The sequence below is a fragment of the Clostridium nigeriense genome (assembly GCF_900086595.1).
GTDB lineage: Bacteria > Bacillota > Clostridia > Clostridiales > Clostridiaceae > Clostridium > Clostridium nigeriense.
Map to the genome: position 1 here is coordinate 3,538,636 of NZ_LT575472.1, position 20,680 is coordinate 3,559,315.

General features: G+C 30.4%; 18 protein-coding genes and 1 pseudogene. 2 read left to right on the forward strand and 17 right to left on the reverse strand.

Going from position 1 to position 20,680, the window contains the following annotated elements:
* Positions 1-14: 14 nt before the first annotated feature.
* The 7 genes from upp to BN6774_RS16690 all read right to left on the reverse strand — a co-directional run bounded on the left by upp (position 15) and on the right by BN6774_RS16690 (position 6,422).
* On the reverse strand, positions 15-644 hold the full coding sequence (upp, locus tag BN6774_RS16660; protein ID WP_066895794.1) for a uracil phosphoribosyltransferase: 630 nt from the start codon (positions 642-644) through the stop codon (positions 15-17).
* A 24-nt stretch (positions 645-668) separates the two neighbouring features.
* Complete coding sequence (gene rpiB, locus BN6774_RS16665) at positions 669-1,121, reverse strand: ribose 5-phosphate isomerase B (RefSeq protein ID WP_066895796.1); 453 nt, start codon at positions 1,119-1,121, stop codon at positions 669-671.
* 69 nt (positions 1,122-1,190) lie between these two features.
* Positions 1,191-2,240, reverse strand: coding sequence for an L-threonylcarbamoyladenylate synthase (locus tag BN6774_RS16670; RefSeq protein ID WP_066895799.1), 1,050 nt, complete (start codon positions 2,238-2,240; stop codon positions 1,191-1,193).
* Between the two features lie 29 nt (positions 2,241-2,269).
* Positions 2,270-2,857 carry a hypothetical protein gene (locus BN6774_RS16675; protein ID WP_066895801.1) on the reverse strand — a complete coding sequence of 196 codons (588 nt, stop codon included), beginning with the start codon at positions 2,855-2,857 and terminating at the stop codon, positions 2,270-2,272.
* Between the two features lie 49 nt (positions 2,858-2,906).
* On the reverse strand, positions 2,907-3,992 hold the full coding sequence (prfA, locus tag BN6774_RS16680; protein WP_066895804.1) for a peptide chain release factor 1: 1,086 nt from the start codon (positions 3,990-3,992) through the stop codon (positions 2,907-2,909).
* A 63-nt stretch (positions 3,993-4,055) separates the two neighbouring features.
* The gene (prmC, locus tag BN6774_RS16685) at positions 4,056-5,816 is read right to left on the reverse strand and encodes a peptide chain release factor N(5)-glutamine methyltransferase (RefSeq protein WP_066895806.1); all 1,761 of its coding nucleotides are present in this window, start codon (positions 5,814-5,816) and stop codon (positions 4,056-4,058) included.
* Between the two features lie 18 nt (positions 5,817-5,834).
* Positions 5,835-6,422 (reverse strand): thymidine kinase, encoded by a 588-nt coding sequence (locus BN6774_RS16690; protein ID WP_066895808.1) that lies wholly within the window; start codon positions 6,420-6,422, stop codon positions 5,835-5,837.
* A 153-nt stretch (positions 6,423-6,575) separates the two neighbouring features.
* Here BN6774_RS16690 and rpmE point away from each other — a divergent pair, with 153 nt between their 5' ends.
* Positions 6,576-6,782, forward strand: coding sequence for a 50S ribosomal protein L31 (gene rpmE / locus BN6774_RS16695; protein WP_008676589.1), 207 nt, complete (start codon positions 6,576-6,578; stop codon positions 6,780-6,782).
* A gap of 169 nt (positions 6,783-6,951) precedes the next feature.
* Positions 6,952-8,058: an MGDG synthase family glycosyltransferase gene (locus BN6774_RS16700; RefSeq protein ID WP_066895810.1), complete on the forward strand. Its 1,107-nt coding sequence runs from the start codon at positions 6,952-6,954 to the stop codon at positions 8,056-8,058.
* Between the two features lie 51 nt (positions 8,059-8,109).
* Here BN6774_RS16700 and rho read toward each other — a convergent pair whose 3' ends face one another.
* From rho to BN6774_RS16750, 10 genes and pseudogenes are all read right to left on the reverse strand, one after another.
* Complete coding sequence (gene rho, locus BN6774_RS16705; protein ID WP_066895812.1) at positions 8,110-9,510, reverse strand: transcription termination factor Rho; 1,401 nt, start codon at positions 9,508-9,510, stop codon at positions 8,110-8,112.
* A 216-nt stretch (positions 9,511-9,726) separates the two neighbouring features.
* Positions 9,727-13,221 carry a 5'-nucleotidase C-terminal domain-containing protein gene (locus BN6774_RS16710; RefSeq protein ID WP_066895818.1) on the reverse strand — a complete coding sequence of 1,165 codons (3,495 nt, stop codon included), beginning with the start codon at positions 13,219-13,221 and terminating at the stop codon, positions 9,727-9,729.
* A 137-nt stretch (positions 13,222-13,358) separates the two neighbouring features.
* Positions 13,359-14,003: a fructose-6-phosphate aldolase gene (gene fsa, locus BN6774_RS16715; protein WP_066895820.1), complete on the reverse strand. Its 645-nt coding sequence runs from the start codon at positions 14,001-14,003 to the stop codon at positions 13,359-13,361.
* A 33-nt stretch (positions 14,004-14,036) separates the two neighbouring features.
* Positions 14,037-14,984 (reverse strand): ABC transporter permease, encoded by a 948-nt coding sequence (locus BN6774_RS16720; protein WP_066895823.1) that lies wholly within the window; start codon positions 14,982-14,984, stop codon positions 14,037-14,039.
* Positions 14,984-15,853 (reverse strand): annotated as a pseudogene (locus BN6774_RS16725) (ABC transporter permease); the annotation flags it as partial. The pseudogene BN6774_RS16725 and the gene BN6774_RS16720, both read right to left, overlap by 1 nt.
* The gene (locus BN6774_RS16730) at positions 15,841-16,596 is read right to left on the reverse strand and encodes a metallophosphoesterase (RefSeq protein ID WP_407922098.1); all 756 of its coding nucleotides are present in this window, start codon (positions 16,594-16,596) and stop codon (positions 15,841-15,843) included. The pseudogene BN6774_RS16725 and the gene BN6774_RS16730, both read right to left, overlap by 13 nt.
* A 176-nt stretch (positions 16,597-16,772) precedes the next feature.
* On the reverse strand, positions 16,773-17,417 hold the full coding sequence (gene fsa / locus BN6774_RS16735) for a fructose-6-phosphate aldolase (protein WP_066895820.1): 645 nt from the start codon (positions 17,415-17,417) through the stop codon (positions 16,773-16,775).
* 33 nt (positions 17,418-17,450) lie between these two features.
* Positions 17,451-18,398 (reverse strand): ABC transporter permease, encoded by a 948-nt coding sequence (locus BN6774_RS16740; RefSeq protein ID WP_066895823.1) that lies wholly within the window; start codon positions 18,396-18,398, stop codon positions 17,451-17,453.
* Positions 18,398-19,486, reverse strand: a complete 1,089-nt coding sequence (locus BN6774_RS16745; RefSeq protein ID WP_066895827.1) for an ABC transporter permease — start codon at positions 19,484-19,486, stop codon at positions 18,398-18,400. The genes BN6774_RS16740 and BN6774_RS16745 overlap by 1 nt, the downstream gene beginning before the upstream one ends.
* On the reverse strand, positions 19,486-20,680 hold a 1,195-nt coding region (locus tag BN6774_RS16750), incomplete at its 5' end, for an ABC transporter ATP-binding protein (protein WP_066895829.1). The genes BN6774_RS16745 and BN6774_RS16750, both read right to left, overlap by 1 nt.

The following is a 20,680-nucleotide window of genomic DNA, read 5'->3' on the forward strand; positions in this document are numbered from 1 at the left end:
TCTTTAATTAAAAATTATTTAGTTCCAAATAATCTATCTCCAGCATCTCCAAGACCAGGAACTATGTATCCATGTTCATTTAATTTTTCATCTATACCTGCAACGTATATATCTACATCTGGATGTTCTTTTTGAACAAATTCAATTCCTTCTGGTGAGCTTATTAAACACATAAGTCTTAAGTTCTTAGCTCCTCTTCTCTTTAACATAGTTATTGCATCTGCCGCTGAACCACCTGTTGCAAGCATTGGATCTACAACTATAACATCTCTTTCAGCTATATCTTGAGGTAATTTACAAAAATACTCTACTGGTTGAAGAGTTTCTTCATCCCTATATAATCCTATATGGCCAACTTTCGCTGCTGGTATAAGCTTTAACATACCATCAACCATTCCTAAGCCTGCTCTTAATATTGGAACTATAGCCATCTTTTTACCTGAAAGCATTTTACACTTAGTTTTACATATTGGAGTTTCTATTTCTACTTCCTCTGTACTTAAATCTCTAGTTACTTCATAAGCCATTAACATAGCAACTTCTTCTACTAATTCTCTAAAGTCTTTAGAACCTGTTTCCTTACTTCTTATAAAAGCTAATTTGTGTAATATTAACGGGTGATCTATTTGTGTTACTTTACTCATCTTATTTCCTCCTATAGCATAAATTTATTTATTATATTTTTTTTCAATTTCTGAAATTTTATCTATTCTAGTTTGATGTCTTCCAGCTTCAAATTCAGTATTTAAAAATGTTTTAACTATATCTAAAGCTAATCCTGGACCAACTACTCTTTGTCCTAGGGTTAATATATTTGCATTATTATGCTCTCTTGTTGCATGAGCACTAAATGTATCTGAACATAGTGCCGCTCTTATTCCTGGAACTTTATTTGCTGCTAAACCTATACCTATACCTGTTCCACATACTAAGATTCCAAAGTCAAAATCTTTTGCTGCTACAGCTTCTGCTACTGGTAGTGCATAATCTGGATAATCACAAGACTCAGTCGAATCAGTACCAAAGTCCTTAACTTCATATCCTTCTTTAATTAGAAAATTTTTAATTTCTAATTTTAATTCAACACCACCATGATCACAGCCAATTGCTATCTTCTTCATTTAAATTCCTCCAAACTATAATATGGTATATATAAAAAAAAAGGGAAGGTATTCCCCCTCCCTCCCTAATTATACTTCTAGTATATCAAAACCTGCTGCTTTATTTAATCTATTCATTATTGCAAGACCAACTCCATCTTCTTCAAAAGCTTGACATAAAACAAAATCAACTTTTAAATCATCACATTTTCTAAGTGCTTCAAACAAATTTCTTGCAACTTCATATAGATTTTTTTCACTTCCTAAAGTAATAACTTCACCTAATGGAAATTTACCATATAATTCATCAGTAGATAAAATTGCTACTTTTTTTTGATTTTCTATATAATTTTGTACTATTTCGTTAATTTTTTCAATAGTTTTTTCTTTATTACCTTTTATTATTCTAAGCTTAGCCTTCGGTGCATAATGTCTATACTTCATTCCAGGTGCTTTTGGCTTTAAATCTTCTCTTGGTTTTCCTTGTATAGCCTTGTCTATAGTAATATCACTACAAACATCTCTAAGCATTTCTAATGTTATTCCACCTGGTCTTAAAACTACTGGAGGTATAACTGTACAATCTACTATTGTAGATTCAACACCTACATCACTTTTATTACCCCCTAGTATATAGTCTATTTTTCCACCTAAGTCCTCTATACACCTTTCAACATCCGTAGGACTAGGTCTTCCGGAAATATTAGCTGATGGGGCAGCTATTGGACATCCTGCAAGCTCTATCAATCTTAAGGCTATATCATTTGCTGGCATTCTAATACCTACAGATTCTAAGTTTGCACTAGTTCTATTTGGTATTATTTCTTTTTTATTTAAAATTATTGTTAAAGGACCTGGCCAAAATTTATCTATTAACTTTTGTGCTATATCAGGTACTTCAGTAACTAAATTATCTATTTTTTTAGAAGCCACATGAACTATTAATGGATTATCCTGTGGTCTTCCTTTTGCTTCAAATATTTTACTTACTGCATCTTCATTTAAAGCATTGGCTCCAAGTCCATAAACAGTTTCAGTAGGAAAGGCTACAATGCCCCCATTACATATTATGTTAGCTGCTTCTTTTAAGTATTCAATATCTTTATTAACATCTTTAATGATAGCTACCTTTGTTTCCAAAAAAGATTCCTTCTTTCCTATTAGATTTGTTATAGTTCTATTTGTTCTCTAGCTATTTTTATATTTTCTATAGCAGAAGCCGTATATGAAGCTCTAACACAATTTCTATATATATCATCTAATAATGTATACTTTTTTAAAGCACCTCTTCGTATTATTTGAAAATAATAACTATCTTCTGGATTAATTTTTTTAATTTTTATGTATTCTTCAGAGGCCTCTGGATATTTCTTTAAAAAAGCTTTAGAAACTGGCTTTAAATATTTATTTCTAAACCTTACTGTACTTATAAGTATTATATCCATTTCTTCTTTACATTTATCAGTATGTACAATAACTACTTTATCACATAAAACAACTGATTCTTTTGAAAATAATCCACTTTTAAATTTCAACTTATTATTAATACAAGAAAATCTTAGTTTATGATAATTTAGCTTATTTATACAAGCTATGATTATTAATACCTCTATAATTCCTAAATAGGACCACAAAAATACTGATTTTATTTGTGATAAAAAAGCTATTAAAGGAAGAAGTATAAAAATTGTGCTCATAAGTATAAAAAAATATTTTTCATGCTTTCTTTCCTTTTTCAAGGCCTTAAGTATTTTCATTTTCCCACCTACTTCAAAAGCCTTACATTAAAAATGCAAGGCTTTTTTATTAAATAGCGTCTGTATTACCCATTTGCTTCATCTTTTCAGCTTGATCAGCTGTGATTAATGCATTTATTACTTCTTCTATATCTCCGTTTAAATATGATTCTAATTTATAAAGTGTTAAGCCTATTCTGTGATCTGTAACTCTACCTTGTGGATAGTTGTATGTTCTTATTCTTTCACTTCTATCCCCAGAACCTACTTGGCTCTTTCTATCTTCTGCTATACCAGCATTTCTTTCTGCCTCTGCAGCTTCATATAATCTAGATCTTAAAACCTTCATAGCTTTTTCTTTATTTTTTAATTGTGACTTTTCATCTTGACATGCAACAACAACTCCAGTAGGTATATGAGTAATTCTTACCGCCGAATCTGTTGTATTAACACATTGTCCTCCATTACCTGATGATCTATAAACATCTATTCTTAAATCTTTTTCATTAATTTCTATTTCTACATCATCAACTTCTGGTAAAACAGCAACTGTTGCTGTAGATGTATGAATTCTACCACTTGATTCTGTATCTGGTACTCTCTGAACTCTATGAACTCCACTTTCATATTTAAGCTTTGAATAAGCTCCATGTCCTTTAATCATAAATACTACTTCTTTAAAACCGCCAATATCAGTTTCATTGGCACTCATAAGTTCAACTGACCATCTTTGAGTTTCAGCGTATCTTGTGTACATTCTAAAAAGATTAGCTGCAAATAGAGCTGCTTCATCTCCACCTGCTCCTCCTCTTATTTCTACAAATACGTTCTTTTCATCATTAGGATCCTTAGGTAATAATAAAATTTGAATATGCTTTTCTAATTCTGCTTCTCTTTCTGTTAACATTGAAATTTCTTCAGAAAGCATTTCTCTCATTTCTTTGTCGCTTTCTTCTGATAACATTTCCTTGTTTGCTTCTAAATCATCTATAACTGTTCTATATTCTCTATAGGCTGTAACTATAGTTTCTAAATCAGCATGCTCCTTACATAGCTTTCTCCATTCGTTTTGATTAGCCATAATTGAAGGATCTGATATCTTTACAGATAATTCATCATATTTATTCTCTATAAACGCTAATTTATCTAATAACATAAATATCACTCCGTACTTTAAATTTTTACATCTCCCTATTATATCACAATATACAGAAATTTATCAATATTTAAAGTATCCCAGTAAAACTCTGTCTAAACCCGCCAAATCTTTTACTAATTTAACATTTTTAAATCCGGCTTCTTCCATTAATATTCTAACATCAATTCCTTGATCATGGCCTATTTCAAAAGCTAGTATCCCATTATTTTTTAATGTTATTTTGCTCTCCTCAATAATTCTTCTATAAAATACTAAGCCATCTTCTCCACCATCTAAAGCTGTATGAGGTTCATAAAGTTTAACATCATCCATTAACTTATCTATTTCACTAGCTTTTATATAAGGAGGGTTTGATACTATTAAATCATATTTTTTCTCTTCTTTAATAGGTTCTTCTAATAAATTACTTTTTATAAACTTAACTCTATTCTCTAAACCATGTTTTAAAATATTACTTTTAGTAACTTTTTCTGGAATACTAAAATTATCAATTTCATCTACACTTATATTCTTTCTATATGTTGCCAAAGCTATTCCAATGGCTCCACTTCCTGAACAAAGATCACAAATCTCTAACTCTTCATCTTCATTAATAATAGAAAGCAACTCTTCAACAAGAATTTCAGTATCTCCTCTTGGAATTAAGACTCCTTCTTCTACATCAAAATCTAATCCCATAAACTCTGTTTCACCTAAAATATATTTTATAGGCATTTTTTCACTTCTTTTTTCAATTAAATCTAAATACTCTTTTTCATCCTTAATTGAAACATCTTTATTTCTATTAGTAATTATATATATTTTATCCTTCCCCAAAACCATGCCTAATAGTAATTGAGAATCTAAAATATATGTATCTATATTTTTATCTTTTAATGCTTTAGAACCAATATCTAAAAGTTCTCCTATAGTCTTTTCTTTTGGTTTTAATCCTTCTGCAGTCATAAGAGCTGCTATGGCAACTTCTAATTGATCATCATCAGGTTCTTTTGTTGTAAGCTCTTGAAGCTTTAGACCTGGATAAGCAATAATTTTAGATAATGAACTATTATTTTTTCCCAGCCATCTTATTAATTCATAGGTTATTCCTGAAACTATTGGAATTAATAAAATTCTAAGCGTTAATCTTTCAAAAAAATTCCCCCACCCAGTAAAACTAAAAATTATTATACTTACAAACATTATTAAGAATAAAAAATTCGTTCCACATCTTGGATGAAATCTAGTAAATCTTCTAACATTTTCTACAGTTAATTCCTCACCAGCTTCATAGCAAAAAATAGATTTATGTTCAGCACCGTGATATTGAAAAACTCTGTAAATATCCTCCATCTTACTTATTGAATACATATATATAAGTAAAATACCAATTCTAATAACTGCTTCTATTAAGTTTAATATAATAGGGGATAAGCCTATACTATTGAATATAGAAGCTATACCTGTTGGTAGTGCTACAAATAGTCCTATTGCTAATATAAAGGATAATATCATAGTACCAGCTATTATTAAGTCATTACTTTTTTCTCCAAATTTAGCTTTTAACCAAAGTTCAAACTTCGATTCTTCCTCATCTTCTTCAAAAAATGATGCAGAATAATTTAAGGTATTTATTCCAGTAACTAGTGAGTCAATAAGTACAAAAATTCCTCTTATAAAAGGAATATTTAAAAACTTATATTTTTTAGTTATAGGAATTATTTTCTTCATATCTATTTCTATTTCGCCGTTAGGCTTTCTAATAGCAGTAGCTTGGCCTTTGCTACCTCTCATCATAACTCCTTCAATAACAGCTTGGCCTCCTACTTCACACTTTCTCATACTACCACTCTTTCTAATTTATAAATTATTTTTATATTTGAAATAACAGTGTCCGCATAAAGATTCGTATTCAACGTTATTAACATTATCAATTGCAACTTGTTCTCCTTCAAAGACAAATCTGTTATTAATTTTTCTACCATTTAATATTGCTTTTTTACCGCATTTACATATGGTTTTCATTTCTTCTATACTATGTGCTAACAGTAAAAGCCTTGTACTTCCTTCAAAACCTTGCATTCTAAAATCTGTTCTAAGACCATAGCATATTACAGGTGTATCTAGTACTACTGCAACTTCAAATAACTCATCTATTTGATTAGACTTTAAAAATTGTGCCTCATCTACTAGAATACAATCAATATTCCCAATTTTTTTTGTATATTCCTTAACTTTTTCTAATATATTATCTTCTTCATAAATAACTAAATCTACTTTTCTTTCAACTCCAAGTCTTGAAACTAACTTATCTCCACCCTTAGTATCTGTAAAAGGTTTAATTAATATAACCTTCATTCCTCTTTCTTCATAGTTATAAGCCACTTGCATAAGGTGAGTTGATTTTCCTGAGTTCATAGCTCCATATCTAAAATACAATTTACTCATATATTTATGTCTCCTTTTCTCTAGATATAATAAGATTATAGCATTTTTATTTATGACTTATCAAAGATATTTTTATTATGTATAATATTGACCATTACTTATGCCTATGATATACTCTAATAGTTATTTAAGTATTCGAAAGAGGTGAAAAATATGAGAGAAGGCATACATCCAAAATACAACCACGAAGCTGTAGTTAAGTGTGCATGTGGAAATACTTTTACAACTGGTTCTGTTAAAGATGAACTAAAAGTAGAAATATGCTCTAAATGCCACCCATTCTTCACTGGTAAACAAAAAATCATTGATGTTGGCGGTAGAGTTGACAAATTCAATAAGAGATTTAACCTTAACAAATAGAAATTCTGGGAAAGACATAGTCTTTCCCATTTTTCTTTTGTTTAAAATCTTAAATTTATCTTAGAATTAATATTTTTTATATTTTCCTTAATATATTTATATTATAATATAGTATATTGCTATTATTTTTAATATTAATTATGTTATTTAGAAAAGTGAGTGTTATTTTATGAAGAAAATTTTAATACTAACAACTTCAACTGGTGAAGGTCATAATCAAGCTGCTAATTCAATTTCTACTACTTTCGAAAAATCTGGATATGAAATTATAAGACATGATTTTTTAAAAAGTAATAGTAAATTACTGACTAAGTTATTTATAACAGGTTATGAAATTTCTGCTTCATTTTTTCCTAAGACTTATGGCTTTGCTTATAAGTTAACTGATACATTCTTTACTAATAAACTTTTATCTATGGTTTTTTCTTTTACTAAAAGAAAAATATTAAAGCTTATTAATGAAACTAAACCTAATATAATTTTAGTTACACATCCATTTGCAGTTAACATTATGGGCTCATTAAAAAGAAAGGGCTTAAAAATACCAGTAATAGTAATAGTAACAGATTTCAAAGCTCATTCTACCTATATAGATAAAAATATTGATGCATATATTACAGCTAGCGAGAATACTAAGGAAGACTTATCACTTAGGGGCATAGATTCTAGAAGAATATTTTCTTATGGTATTCCTGTAAAAGATGAATTCTTCGAAAATAAATTGAATCTTGAAAATACTAAAAACGATGATTACTTTAACATATTATTAATGAGTGGTAGTATGGGATTAAAAAATATTTCTTATGTTCTAAAAGAGCTTTTAAATAATTCCAACAAATTAAGAATAACTGTTGTATGTGGTAAAAATGAAAAATTAAAAGAGAACTTATTAAAAGAGTATGATCATAATATAAAAAATAAAAAACTTCATATACTAGGTTTTTGTAAAGATATAGATTATTTAATGGAATACTCAGATATAATAATAAGTAAACCCGGTGGATTAACAGTTACAGAAGCTATAACTAAGAATTTACCTTTATTAATTCCTTTTGCAATTCCTGGACAAGAAACACAAAATGTAGAGTTTTTAACCAAGAATGGATATGCTCTCTATATTGATAATTTATTAGAGTTAAACTTAATTGTAGATAAATTAATTTCTAATCCTAAAGAATTAGAAAAAATGAAATTAAATTTAGCTAATCTTTCTTCTTTGTATTCTAAGAAAGAAATAGTTAAATTGGCAGATAAATTAGTTCTTAAAGAATTCTAAAATAGACTCCAAACAATTAAAAATAAGAGGGGCTGTATAAAACAGTCCCTCTTATTTTCGCTCTATTTCACTTTTACTAAATACATTTATAAACTCTTTATTATTTTTAGTTTTAGAAAGCATATTAATTAATTTTTCAGTAACATTTTCTATATTACCATCCCTATACATAACTCTTCTAATTGTATAAGCAACTTCTTTTTCATCTTCTGATAAAATTAAGTCTTCTTTTCTAGTTCCTGATTTATATATATCTATTGCAGGGAAAATTCTTCTTTCTTGTAACTTTCTATCTAAGTGGACTTCCATATTTCCTGTTCCCTTAAATTCTTCAAATATCATATCATCCATTCTTGATCCAGTATCTATTAAAGCTGTTGCTAATATAGTTAAACTTCCACCTTCTTCTACATTTCTAGCTGCTCCAAAGAATTTTTTCGGCATAATTAAAGCACCTGGATCTAATCCACCTGATAATGTTCTTCCTGTTGGCGTTATAGTTAAGTTGTAAGCTCTAGAAAGTCTAGTTAAACTATCTAGTAGTATAACTACATCTTTTCCTTGCTCAACCATTCTCTTAGCTCTTTCCAATACCATTTGAGATACCTTTGCATGGTTTTGCGGCTCTTCATCAAAAGTTGAATATATTACATCACCATTTATTGATCTCTTCATATCAGTTACTTCTTCTGGTCTCTCATCTATAAGTAACACTATAAGCTTAACTTCCGGATAATTTTTAGATATGTTTTGGGCTATTTTCTTTAATAACGTAGTTTTACCAGCTTTAGGAGGTGCAACTATTATTCCTCTTTGACCCTTACCTATTGGACAAATTATATCCATTAATCTTGATGATAAGTCATTTTCTCCAGTAGTTTCTAAATGAAGTCTGTCTTCTGGATAAATTGGAGTTAATGTTTCAAAAGATTTTCTTCCCACTGCTCTTTCAGGATTTTCTCCATTTACCTTTTCAACATATAATAAAGCTTTAAACTTTTCTCCTTCTTTAGACTCTCTAACTTTTCCTTGAACCTCATCTCCAGTTCTTAAGTTAAATCTTCTAATTTGAGACGGCGATACATAAATATCATTTTCTCCCGTTTGATAATTATTGCATCTTAAGAATCCAAAGCTATTATTTTCTAATATTTCTAATACACCCTTAGCTGTATCAGATTCATTAATCATAACCTTTAATCTCTCTTTTTTTTCTTCCCTAACTTCTTCTTTATTTTCCTTAACTAAATTTGAATTCTCTTCAAGTTTTGCTTTAGGAGTTATTTTTTCTTGTAGTATTACTCCATTTTTCTCTATACTTTTAGGAGATTTTTCTAGTATCTCATCTATAAGCTCGCTTTTCTTAAGCTTACTAATATTTTTTATATTAAGCTCTTTTGCTATTTCTTTTAACTCTATTAAAGTCTTTTTTTCGTAATTTTCTTTGTTCAAAATTACACCTCCATATTCTATTCATAAGTTCTGTTAAATTTATGGGAGTTTATAAGATATATTAAAGATATGTTTCTCGAATTTATACATGTATATATATTATGAATTATTCTAGCTAATTTATCAAGGAATTTATTATTATTATTTCCTAATTCTATGCTTTTAATCTATAAAATTTAAAGGGCTACCTTATTAAGATAGCCCTAAATAATACTATTAACTAATTTTTCTATTTTTATTCTTCTTAACCATAGTGTATCCAATTCCTGAAATCATTATAGCAAAAATAGCTAAGCTTATAGAATTTTCTCCACCTGTTAAAGGTAAATTTGTGTTATTATTAGAATCATTATTTGAAGGATTTTCAGTATTTGGTTTGCCATTATCATCTGGTTTTACATTATTCTTAGTATCATCTATTCCTGCTATTAGTAGATTTTCTATTTTAGTATTTATTCCATTAGCTTTCCATTCCTTAACTATCTCATCTCTCATAACTAGATTTGTATCATATAAATTTTTGGCATTACTAAAATCATATCCATCTCCGCCAGTTGCCATAAAGTCATTAGTAACTACCTTATAGTACTTATTCATATCTAGAGGAGTTCCATCTTGTAATCTTATGGATGTTACTCTTTCCCCTGCCTTGGCATCCTTGTCATACCAAACCTTTATTCCAGAGAATTGTCCCCATCCCATATTTCCTGGCATAATTCCATGTTCTATAGCCTTCTTTATATCTGATCCTTTTAACTCCATTGTAAATAACGTGTTATCAAATGGTATTATAGTATATAAATGACCAATAGTTACTTCTCCAGCTTCTAATGGAGCCCTTATTCCGCCTCCATTAGTTATAGCTATATCTGCACCTGCTATTTTTCTCATTGCTTCTGAAACCACAATTCCTAGTGGTGTTAATCCATTATAACTATCATGCTCTAATGTTTTATCTAAATCAGCTACCTTTTCACTTAAAATAGGTTTTAATTCATCCTTATATTTATTAACTATATTTAATACTGTTTCATCTGGAACTATGTTGCTACTTCTCTTATATGCTTCATCTAATGTTCCCTTAACATTTATTAAGTTTCCATTTTCATTAAAATCAAAAGTTAAAAGTCCAAGACCTCTACCATTATATCCAGCCTCAACTATTGGAATATTATTTACAACAGCATTTGTAAATTGATGATCATGTGCTGCAATTATTGCATCAACATTCTTAACTCCATTAGCTAAATCTACAGCCTCTCCACTAATTTTTTTTGTAGCAGAATCCGTCTTAGCTCCTAAATGTGATAGGACAACAACAGCATTTACTTTTTTATCTTCTTTAAGTTCCTTAGCATACTTATTTACTATCTCAGTTGGCTCTAAGAAACTTAAATCCCTTACATTTTCAGGCTTAGTCTTATAAGCAGTTTCTGGAGTTGTTATTCCTATTAAACCTATCTTTAATCCATCAACTTCAATTATTTTATAAGGTTTTGCCCAATCCACTGGTTTTCCTGTAACTTTATCTACTATATTAGCTGCTAGGAAATCAAAATTGCCATCCTTAGCCCAGTTAACTATATTATTTCTGTTCCAATCAAATTCATGATTTCCTACTGCTGATGCTTTTAATCCTATTTCCTTTAAGAATTCAGTAACAGGAGCACCCTGAGTTAAATTAGATATTGCAGTTCCTTGATATAAATCCCCACCAGCTACTGGTATTGCTTCATAATTACTTGAATTATTTAACCTTGTTCTTTCTTTAATTATTGATGCAAGCTTGGCTGCTCCAATATTTTTTCCACTTTCTTCAACATTACCATGAAAATCATTAAAAGTTAATATTTCTACTCTCTTTTTATTTGACGCTGCTAATACATCGTTCCAAGTAAGGCTTCTAACATTTGGAGTTCTTCCATCTGCTGATTTAGGAATTTGAAGCTTTCCTTCCTTAACTAACCTTACTGCTTCAGCTCTTAATTCATTATCATAAGTTACACCTGTAAGCTTCCAGTTGTTATCTATATTTCTTTGGATAGTTCCACCCTTAACATTTTCAATATAATCTATAATTAAGTCTCTCATATCTGAAATACTATCATTATTAGTATCATAAATCTTTTTATGAGTTCCTGTTTCAAATACTCCAAGTCCAACTAAAACAGAATCATATCTATAGTTATTTACCGATAGATAAACTATATCATTATCCTCAACAACTTTTCCATCCTTTTGGAATTTAAGATTTTCTATTCTCTTTCCAGGATCTTTTGCTATATTTATATCGTAGCTAATTCCACTAAACATATCGTATTGATATAACCTTATCTTTTCATTTAAAGAAACTGTTAAATCACCAGTTTTAAATGTATTATAAATGGATGCTGTCCATTCCATAAAATTCTTAAGTTGCTTTCCCGTAGTTTCTATTGTATATAACTTATTATCATATTTATATATTTTAGATACATCCGACTTTTTAATTTCTCCAGATTTCATATTAGAATCTGCATCGAATAAAGCAGCTGCTGATACTAGATATACATTATCTGAATTTACTCCTTTACTAGCCAAATGCTTCTTAGCATTATATATTTGAACTTCATTCACAAAATCTGTTATTCCTTGGTCTCTAACTAAGGACTCTGGAATATCTGCAATTTCATTTTCATCTGCAAGGCTTGGACCTTCAAGTTTTCCTATAACTTGATTTGCATCAGCCTTAGCTCTTTCATCATAACTTTTTAATATATCCACTAATTTAGTATCCTCTTCAACACCTTTTGTGCTAATAAGTGATCCTGTCTTAGAAGTTATTTCATATTTTCCATCTTTCTTAGTTAACTTTAATTCAACTTTTCCTAAGCTACCAGCATTATTGGCAGGTTGAATTAAAATAGCATTACCGGCTTCTAATCCTTTATTTTCCATGTGGCTATGTCCCATTACTACTACATCAACATCTGGATTACCTTTTGCTATTTCTTTTGCAGAATCACCCTTTCCATACTCACTTTCAAATCCCATGTGAGCGGTTACAACATAAACATCTGCTCCACCTATAGCTTTTATTTCACCTATTACTTTTTTTACTTCCTCTGTTGGATTTGTTGGAATATATCCAGCTAAATTCGGTCCATCCCACCTATCAATATGTGGAGTAACTACTCCAATTATTGCAACCTTTATTCCATCCTCTACTGTTTTCAATACATATGGACTAAATACCCTTGCGTTGTCCTTATATAAATTTGCACATAAAACTTCTGTATTTTGTAATTGTCCAGTTATATCCTTTAATGTTCTCATTCCAAAATTAAACTCATGGTTTCCTAAGCCAAATGAATCATATCCTATATAATTCATAGCTGTCATCATAGGGTTCTTTTCATCATTTAAAAATAAATGATTGTAATTTCCTTGAATATTATCTCCATTATCAACAAGTATAGTGTTAGGATTATTTTGTCTTTCAGAATTTACCAATGTTGCAATTTGAGTTAAGCCTCCATCTGACTTTGTAGCTCTTGCATAATCATATGGAACAAATCTACCATGTAAGTCAGTTGTAGCAAGAATTTGAATAGTTTTAGTTGTTAGTTCTTCTGTAGCTGCTTTTATTGCTTTTATAGGTAAAAGCCCTACAATAAACAATAATACTACCACATAAGCTAATAGTTTTTTTAGGTTAGACCCAATTTTCAAAAATACCCCTCCTAATTTTATATTTATGTTATTTTATAATAACCATAAATAAAAGGACACCTAATGCATTTTAGATAATAAATATCTACGAAAACACTTAGATGTCCATTTTCAGATCCTTGTAGAACTAATAATATCTACTTATTACTATTATTCCAATCCTCTAAAAACTTTTCTATCCCTATATCTGTTAGAGGATTCTTTGTCATTTGAACTAAAACCTTATATGGAATTGTGGCTATATCTGCTCCCGCTAATGCAGCCTCAATACTATGAATTGGATTTCTAACACTAGCAGCTATTATTTCAGTTTCTATATTATGAATTTTAAAAACTTCTGCAATTTCCTTAATAAGCTCTATTCCCTTACTTCCAGTATCATCTATTCTTCCTATAAAAGGACTAACATAGCTTGCTCCAGCCCTTGCAGCTAATAAAGCTTGAGCCGTTGAGAAAATTAAGGTTACATTAGTTTTTATTCCCTTTGAAGAAAGTATATTTACAGCCTTTAGCCCTTCTATAGTCATTGGCACTTTAATAACTACATTATTATGAATTTTTGCTAATTCAAGGGCTTCATCTACCATCTCATCATGCTTTAAGCTTATAACTTCCGCACTAACTGGTCCATCTACTATTGATGTTATTTCTTTAATTACTTCATTAAAATCTCTTTTTTCTTTCGCTATTAAAGATGGGTTTGTAGTTACACCACAAATAACCCCCATATCATTTGCAGATATAATTTCATCTATGTTGGCTGTATCTATAAATATCTTCACGCCTTCATCCTCCATATATCTATTTTAATAAAATTATCTCTTACTTGTATCAAAAGGTTCTCCAGAAGCTTTAGGTGCTTGAGATGTTTTAGAGAATAATACTAATGCTATTAATGTCACTATATATGGGAATGTCTTAAGTATAACTCCTGGTATTTGAGCTAATGTTGGTATTGCTTGTGACACATTAGCAATAGTTGAAGCAAATCCAAAGAAAAATGTTGCTCCTAGTATTCCAAGCGGTCTCCATTGTCCAAATATTAAAGATGCCAATGCTAAGAATCCAAGTCCAGCAACGCTTCCATTAAACTCTCCAGCAAAAGTTAAAAGCATTATAGCTCCACCTAAAGCTGCCATTCCTCCAGATATCATAACTCCTAGATATCTCATTTTAAACACGCTTACGCCAGCAGCTGCTGCAGCTTGAGGATGCTCACCACAAGCTCTTAATCTTAAACCAAAACTAGTTTTATATAATAGAAATACACTTATTAATAGTATGACTATCACTAGCCAAGTAGTTGCATAAGTCTTCGTAAAGAATAATGGTCCAATAACAGGTATTTGTGAAAGTACCGGAAGATCCTTTGGAGTAAAACTATTAGTAACTCTTATATTACCACTACCTGTAATATTTCTTGCTAAATAAACTGTTAAAGCTCCTGCTATCATATTTATAGCTGTACCACTTATAACTTGATCTGCATTTAAATTTATACTAGCAAAGGCATGAAGTAGAGAAAATAATACTCCAACTAATACTGCTACTAAAAGTCCTATCCATAGTGCACCTGGTACTCCATTAGCTTGTAACTTTGAAACAGTTAAGGCTCCAGAAAAAGATCCTATTATCATAAGTCCCTCTAATCCTATATTTACTACACCACTTCTTTCACAATAAAGTGCTCCTAGAGCAGTTATTAGCAGAGGAACTGTATAAGAAATTGCATATGGAAAAATTTGTTCAACTATACTCCACATTATTTTTCCACCACCCTTTCAGAAGAATTGTTTATTTTATTAGATTTATCCTTCTTAAATTTCTTTAATTTTTTTATTACCTTATCCATAACCATACTAGTTGCTGCAAAGTATATTATTGTAGCCATTATTGTATCTGCAAGTTCTGGCGGTACCTTTACAGCAGCATTCATAAATCCTTTACCTACATAAAGTACTCCAAAGAATAATGATGAGAACATAACTCCAATTGGATTACTTGCTCCAAGTAAAGCAACTGCTATACCATCAAAACCTTGGCTTGGCATAACTCCAATTTGCATTATATTAGCATTACCAGTGTATTGTATTGCTCCTGCAAGTCCTGATAAAGCTCCTGCTATCATCATTGAAATAACAATATTTCTATTAACAGGCATCCCTGCATATTCAGCACCAAATCTATTAAATCCACCAGCCCTTAATTCATATCCTAAAACAGTTTTGTTTAAAATAAACCATATTATTAATACTGCTATTATTGCTAAGAAAATTCCTAAATTTATATATGAACCTTTAAATATATCTGAAAGCCATTGAACTTTTAAAGTAGCTGTTTCTGGTAGCATTTTAGATTCAGTTTCTAAAAATTCTCCCTTAAAATACAGAGGCACCATATAATAAACCATCCAATAAGCTATCCAGTTCATCATTATAGATGATACTACTTCATGAACATTAAATTTAGCTTTTAATATTCCAGGAACTATTCCCCATATTGCACCGCCAAGAATACCCACAAGTACTACTACTGGTACTAATATTCCTTTTGGTAAGTCTAAAGTTAACCCTGTAGCTATAGAACAAAATCCTCCAAATAGCATTTGTCCTGGAGTTCCTATATTAAATAANTTTCCATGTGGCTATGTCCCATTACTACTACATCAACATCTGGATTACCTTTTGCTATTTCTTTTGCAGAATCACCCTTTCCATACTCACTTTCAAATCCCATGTGAGCGGTTACAACATAAACATCTGCTCCACCTATAGCTTTTATTTCACCTATTACTTTTTTTACTTCCTCTGTTGGATTTGTTGGAATATATCCAGCTAAATTCGGTCCATCCCACCTATCAATATGTGGAGTAACTACTCCAATTATTGCAACCTTTATTCCATCCTCTACTGTTTTCAATACATATGGACTAAATACCCTTGCGTTGTCCTTATATAAATTTGCACATAAAACTTCTGTATTTTGTAATTGTCCAGTTATATCCTTTAATGTTCTCATTCCAAAATTAAACTCATGGTTTCCTAAGCCAAATGAATCATATCCTATATAATTCATAGCTGTCATCATAGGGTTCTTTTCATCATTTAAAAATAAATGATTGTAATTTCCTTGAATATTATCTCCATTATCAACAAGTATAGTGTTAGGATTATTTTGTCTTTCAGAATTTACCAATGTTGCAATTTGAGTTAAGCCTCCATCTGACTTTGTAGCTCTTGCATAATCATATGGAACAAATCTACCATGTAAGTCAGTTGTAGCAAGAATTTGAATAGTTTTAGTTGTTAGTTCTTCTGTAGCTGCTTTTATTGCTTTTATAGGTAAAAGCCCTACAATAAACAATAATACTACCACATAAGCTAATAGTTTTTTTAGGTTAGACCCAATTTTCAAAAATACCCCTCCTAATTTTATATTTATGTTATTTTATAATAACCATAAATAAAAGGACACCTAATGCATTTTAGATAATAAATATCTACGAAAACACTTAGATGTCCATTTTCAGATCCTTGTAGAACTAATAATATCTACTTATTACTATTATTCCAATCCTCTAAAAACTTTTCTATCCCTATATCTGTTAGAGGATTCTTTGTCATTTGAACTAAAACCTTATATGGAATTGTGGCTATATCTGCTCCCGCTAATGCAGCCTCAATACTATGAATTGGATTTCTAACACTAGCAGCTATTATTTCAGTTTCTATATTATGAATTTTAAAAACTTCTGCAATTTCCTTAATAAGCTCTATTCCCTTACTTCCAGTATCATCTATTCTTCCTATAAAAGGACTAACATAGCTTGCTCCAGCCCTTGCAGCTAATAAAGCTTGAGCCGTTGAGAAAATTAAGGTTACATTAGTTTTTATTCCCTTTGAAGAAAGTATATTTACAGCCTTTAGCCCTTCTATAGTCATTGGCACTTTAATAACTACATTATTATGAATTTTTGCTAATTCAAGGGCTTCATCTACCATCTCATCATGCTTTAAGCTTATAACTTCCGCACTAACTGGTCCATCTACTATTGATGTTATTTCTTTAATTACTTCATTAAAATCTCTTTTTTCTTTCGCTATTAAAGATGGGTTTGTAGTTACACCACAAATAACCCCCATATCATTTGCAGATATAATTTCATCTATGTTGGCTGTATCTATAAATATCTTCACGCCTTCATCCTCCATATATCTATTTTAATAAAATTATCTCTTACTTGTATCAAAAGGTTCTCCAGAAGCTTTAGGTGCTTGAGATGTTTTAGAGAATAATACTAATGCTATTAATGTCACTATATATGGGAATGTCTTAAGTATAACTCCTGGTATTTGAGCTAATGTTGGTATTGCTTGTGACACATTAGCAATAGTTGAAGCAAATCCAAAGAAAAATGTTGCTCCTAGTATTCCAAGCGGTCTCCATTGTCCAAATATTAAAGATGCCAATGCTAAGAATCCAAGTCCAGCAACGCTTCCATTAAACTCTCCAGCAAAAGTTAAAAGCATTATAGCTCCACCTAAAGCTGCCATTCCTCCAGATATCATAACTCCTAGATATCTCATTTTAAACACGCTTACGCCAGCAGCTGCTGCAGCTTGAGGATGCTCACCACAAGCTCTTAATCTTAAACCAAAACTAGTTTTATATAATAGAAATACACTTATTAATAGTATGACTATCACTAGCCAAGTAGTTGCATAAGTCTTCGTAAAGAATAATGGTCCAATAACAGGTATTTGTGAAAGTACCGGAAGATCCTTTGGAGTAAAACTATTAGTAACTCTTATATTACCACTACCTGTAATATTTCTTGCTAAATAAACTGTTAAAGCTCCTGCTATCATATTTATAGCTGTACCACTTATAACTTGATCTGCATTTAAATTTATACTAGCAAAGGCATGAAGTAGAGAAAATAATACTCCAACTAATACTGCTACTAAAAGTCCTATCCATAGTGCACCTGGTACTCCATTAGCTTGTAACTTTGAAACAGTTAAGGCTCCAGAAAAAGATCCTATTATCATAAGTCCCTCTAATCCTATATTTACTACACCACTTCTTTCACAATAAAGTGCTCCTAGAGCAGTTATTAGCAGAGGAACTGTATAAGAAATTGCATATGGAAAAATTTGTTCAACTATACTCCACATTATTTTTCCACCACCCTTTCAGAAGAATTGTTTATTTTATTAGATTTATCCTTCTTAAATTTCTTTAATTTTTTTATTACCTTATCCATAACCATACTAGTTGCTGCAAAGTATATTATTGTAGCCATTATTGTATCTGCAAGTTCTGGCGGTACCTTTACAGCAGCATTCATAAATCCTTTACCTACATAAAGTACTCCAAAGAATAATGATGAGAACATAACTCCAATTGGATTACTTGCTCCAAGTAAAGCAACTGCTATACCATCAAAACCTTGGCTTGGCATAACTCCAATTTGCATTATATTAGCATTACCAGTGTATTGTATTGCTCCTGCAAGTCCTGATAAAGCTCCTGCTATCATCATTGAAATAACAATATTTCTATTAACAGGCATCCCTGCATATTCAGCACCAAATCTATTAAATCCACCAGCCCTTAATTCATATCCTAAAACAGTTTTGTTTAAAATAAACCATATTATTAATACTGCTATTATTGCTAAGAAAATTCCTAAATTTATATATGAACCTTTAAATATATCTGAAAGCCATTGAACTTTTAAAGTAGCTGTTTCTGGTAGCATTTTAGATTCAGTTTCTAAAAATTCTCCCTTAAAATACAGAGGCACCATATAATAAACCATCCAATAAGCTATCCAGTTCATCATTATAGATGATACTACTTCATGAACATTAAATTTAGCTTTTAATATTCCAGGAACTATTCCCCATATTGCACCGCCAAGAATACCCACAAGTACTACTACTGGTACTAATATTCCTTTTGGTAAGTCTAAAGTTAACCCTGTAGCTATAGAACAAAATCCTCCAAATAGCATTTGTCCTGGAGTTCCTATATTAAATAAACCTGTTTTAAAAGCAAAGGCAACTGAAAGTCCAGTAAGCATTAATGGAGTTGCTGTTGCAAGAGTATTACCTATTCTTTCTAGGTTCTTTAATCCACCCATAAATAGATATTTATATCCTTCTGCTGGGTTAAATCCCATGATTAACATTAATAAAGCTCCTGCTAAAAGTCCTAATAATACAGCCATTATTGATTTTATGCCTTGATTCTTTTCCATTAGCTTTCACCTCTCTTTATTCCTGCCATCATTAGCCCTACTTCATTTTCATCTGTTTCATCAGCATTTACAACTCCTACAAGCTCGCCATTATTAACAATAGCTATTCTATCTGAAACATTTAGTATCTCATCTAACTCAAGAGATACTAAAAGCACTGCTTTCCCACTATCCCTTTGTTCAACCAATCTTTTGTGTATGTATTCTATAGATCCAACGTCTAATCCTCTAGTAGGCTGAACAGCAATTAATAAATCAGGATTTGATTGAATTTCACGTCCAATAATTCCTTTTTGCTGGTTTCCTCCTGATAAAGACCTTGCTGGTGATTTTCCACCTTCACCTGATCTTACATCAAAAGTTTCTATAATTTCATTTGAATACTCTGTAATTTTATTTCTATTAATAAGTCCATTTTTTGAAAACGGTTCATTTTTATATACTTTAAGAACCAAATTATCTTCTAATGTATAATCTAAAATAAGTCCTCTTTTATGCCTATCTTCTGGAATATGAGCTATTCCTTCCTCTATTCTCTTTCTAATAGAATAATTAGTAATTTCATTCCCATTAAATAATATTTTGCCTTCTTCTGCTGCTCTCATTCCTGTTATAGCTTCTACTAATTCCGTTTGTCCATTTCCTTCTACCCCAGCTATACCAACTATTTCTCCTCTTTTAACTTCTAAATTGAAATTCTTTAACCCTAAAACTTTTTTATTATTTTTAACAGATAAATTCTCTATTTTTAAAACTTCTTCCCCTAGGTGCGCTTCTCCTTTATTAACCTTAAATGATACTTGTCTTCCAACCATCATTTTGGCCATGTCAGCTTCTGAAGTTTCTTTAACATTAACAGTTCCAATGTACTTACCTCTTCTTATAACAGTACATCTATCTGCAGCTTCTTTAATTTCTTTTAATTTATGTGTAATTAAAATTATTGATTTTCCTTCTCTTATAAGATTTTTCATAATTCCAATTAGATCTTCAATTTCTTGTGGTGTTAATACTGCTGTTGGTTCATCAAAAATAAGAACTTCAGCATTTCTATAAAGCATTTTAAGTATTTCAACACGTTGTTGCATACCAACAGAAATATCTTCTATTTTTGCATAAGGATCAACGTTTAAACCATAAGCCTTAGATAATTCCTCTATCTTTTTTGCTGCGCTCTTTATATCTACAGTCAAG

What these genes read in the sequence shown, in the direction of transcription:
- prfA (WP_066895804.1), bottom strand. Translation starts at nt 3,992, where the DNA reads ATGTTATTAGATAAATTAGCGTTTATAGAGAATAAATATGATGAATTA.
- rpmE (WP_008676589.1), top strand. Translation starts at nt 6,576, where the DNA reads ATGAGAGAAGGCATACATCCAAAATACAACCACGAAGCTGTAGTTAAG.
- BN6774_RS16700 (WP_066895810.1), top strand. Translation starts at nt 6,952, where the DNA reads ATGAAGAAAATTTTAATACTAACAACTTCAACTGGTGAAGGTCATAAT.
- BN6774_RS16745 (WP_066895827.1), bottom strand. Translation starts at nt 19,486, where the DNA reads ATGGAAAAGAATCAAGGCATAAAATCAATAATGGCTGTATTATTAGGA.
- rpiB (WP_066895796.1), bottom strand. Translation starts at nt 1,121, where the DNA reads ATGAAGAAGATAGCAATTGGCTGTGATCATGGTGGTGTTGAATTAAAA.
- upp (WP_066895794.1), bottom strand. Translation starts at nt 644, where the DNA reads ATGAGTAAAGTAACACAAATAGATCACCCGTTAATATTACACAAATTA.
- BN6774_RS16690 (WP_066895808.1), bottom strand. Translation starts at nt 6,422, where the DNA reads ATGAGTAAATTGTATTTTAGATATGGAGCTATGAACTCAGGAAAATCA.
- BN6774_RS16675 (WP_066895801.1), bottom strand. Translation starts at nt 2,857, where the DNA reads ATGAAAATACTTAAGGCCTTGAAAAAGGAAAGAAAGCATGAAAAATAT.
- prmC (WP_066895806.1), bottom strand. Translation starts at nt 5,816, where the DNA reads ATGAGAAAGTGTGAAGTAGGAGGCCAAGCTGTTATTGAAGGAGTTATG.
- BN6774_RS16720 (WP_066895823.1), bottom strand. Translation starts at nt 14,984, where the DNA reads ATGTGGAGTATAGTTGAACAAATTTTTCCATATGCAATTTCTTATACA.
- BN6774_RS16740 (WP_066895823.1), bottom strand. Translation starts at nt 18,398, where the DNA reads ATGTGGAGTATAGTTGAACAAATTTTTCCATATGCAATTTCTTATACA.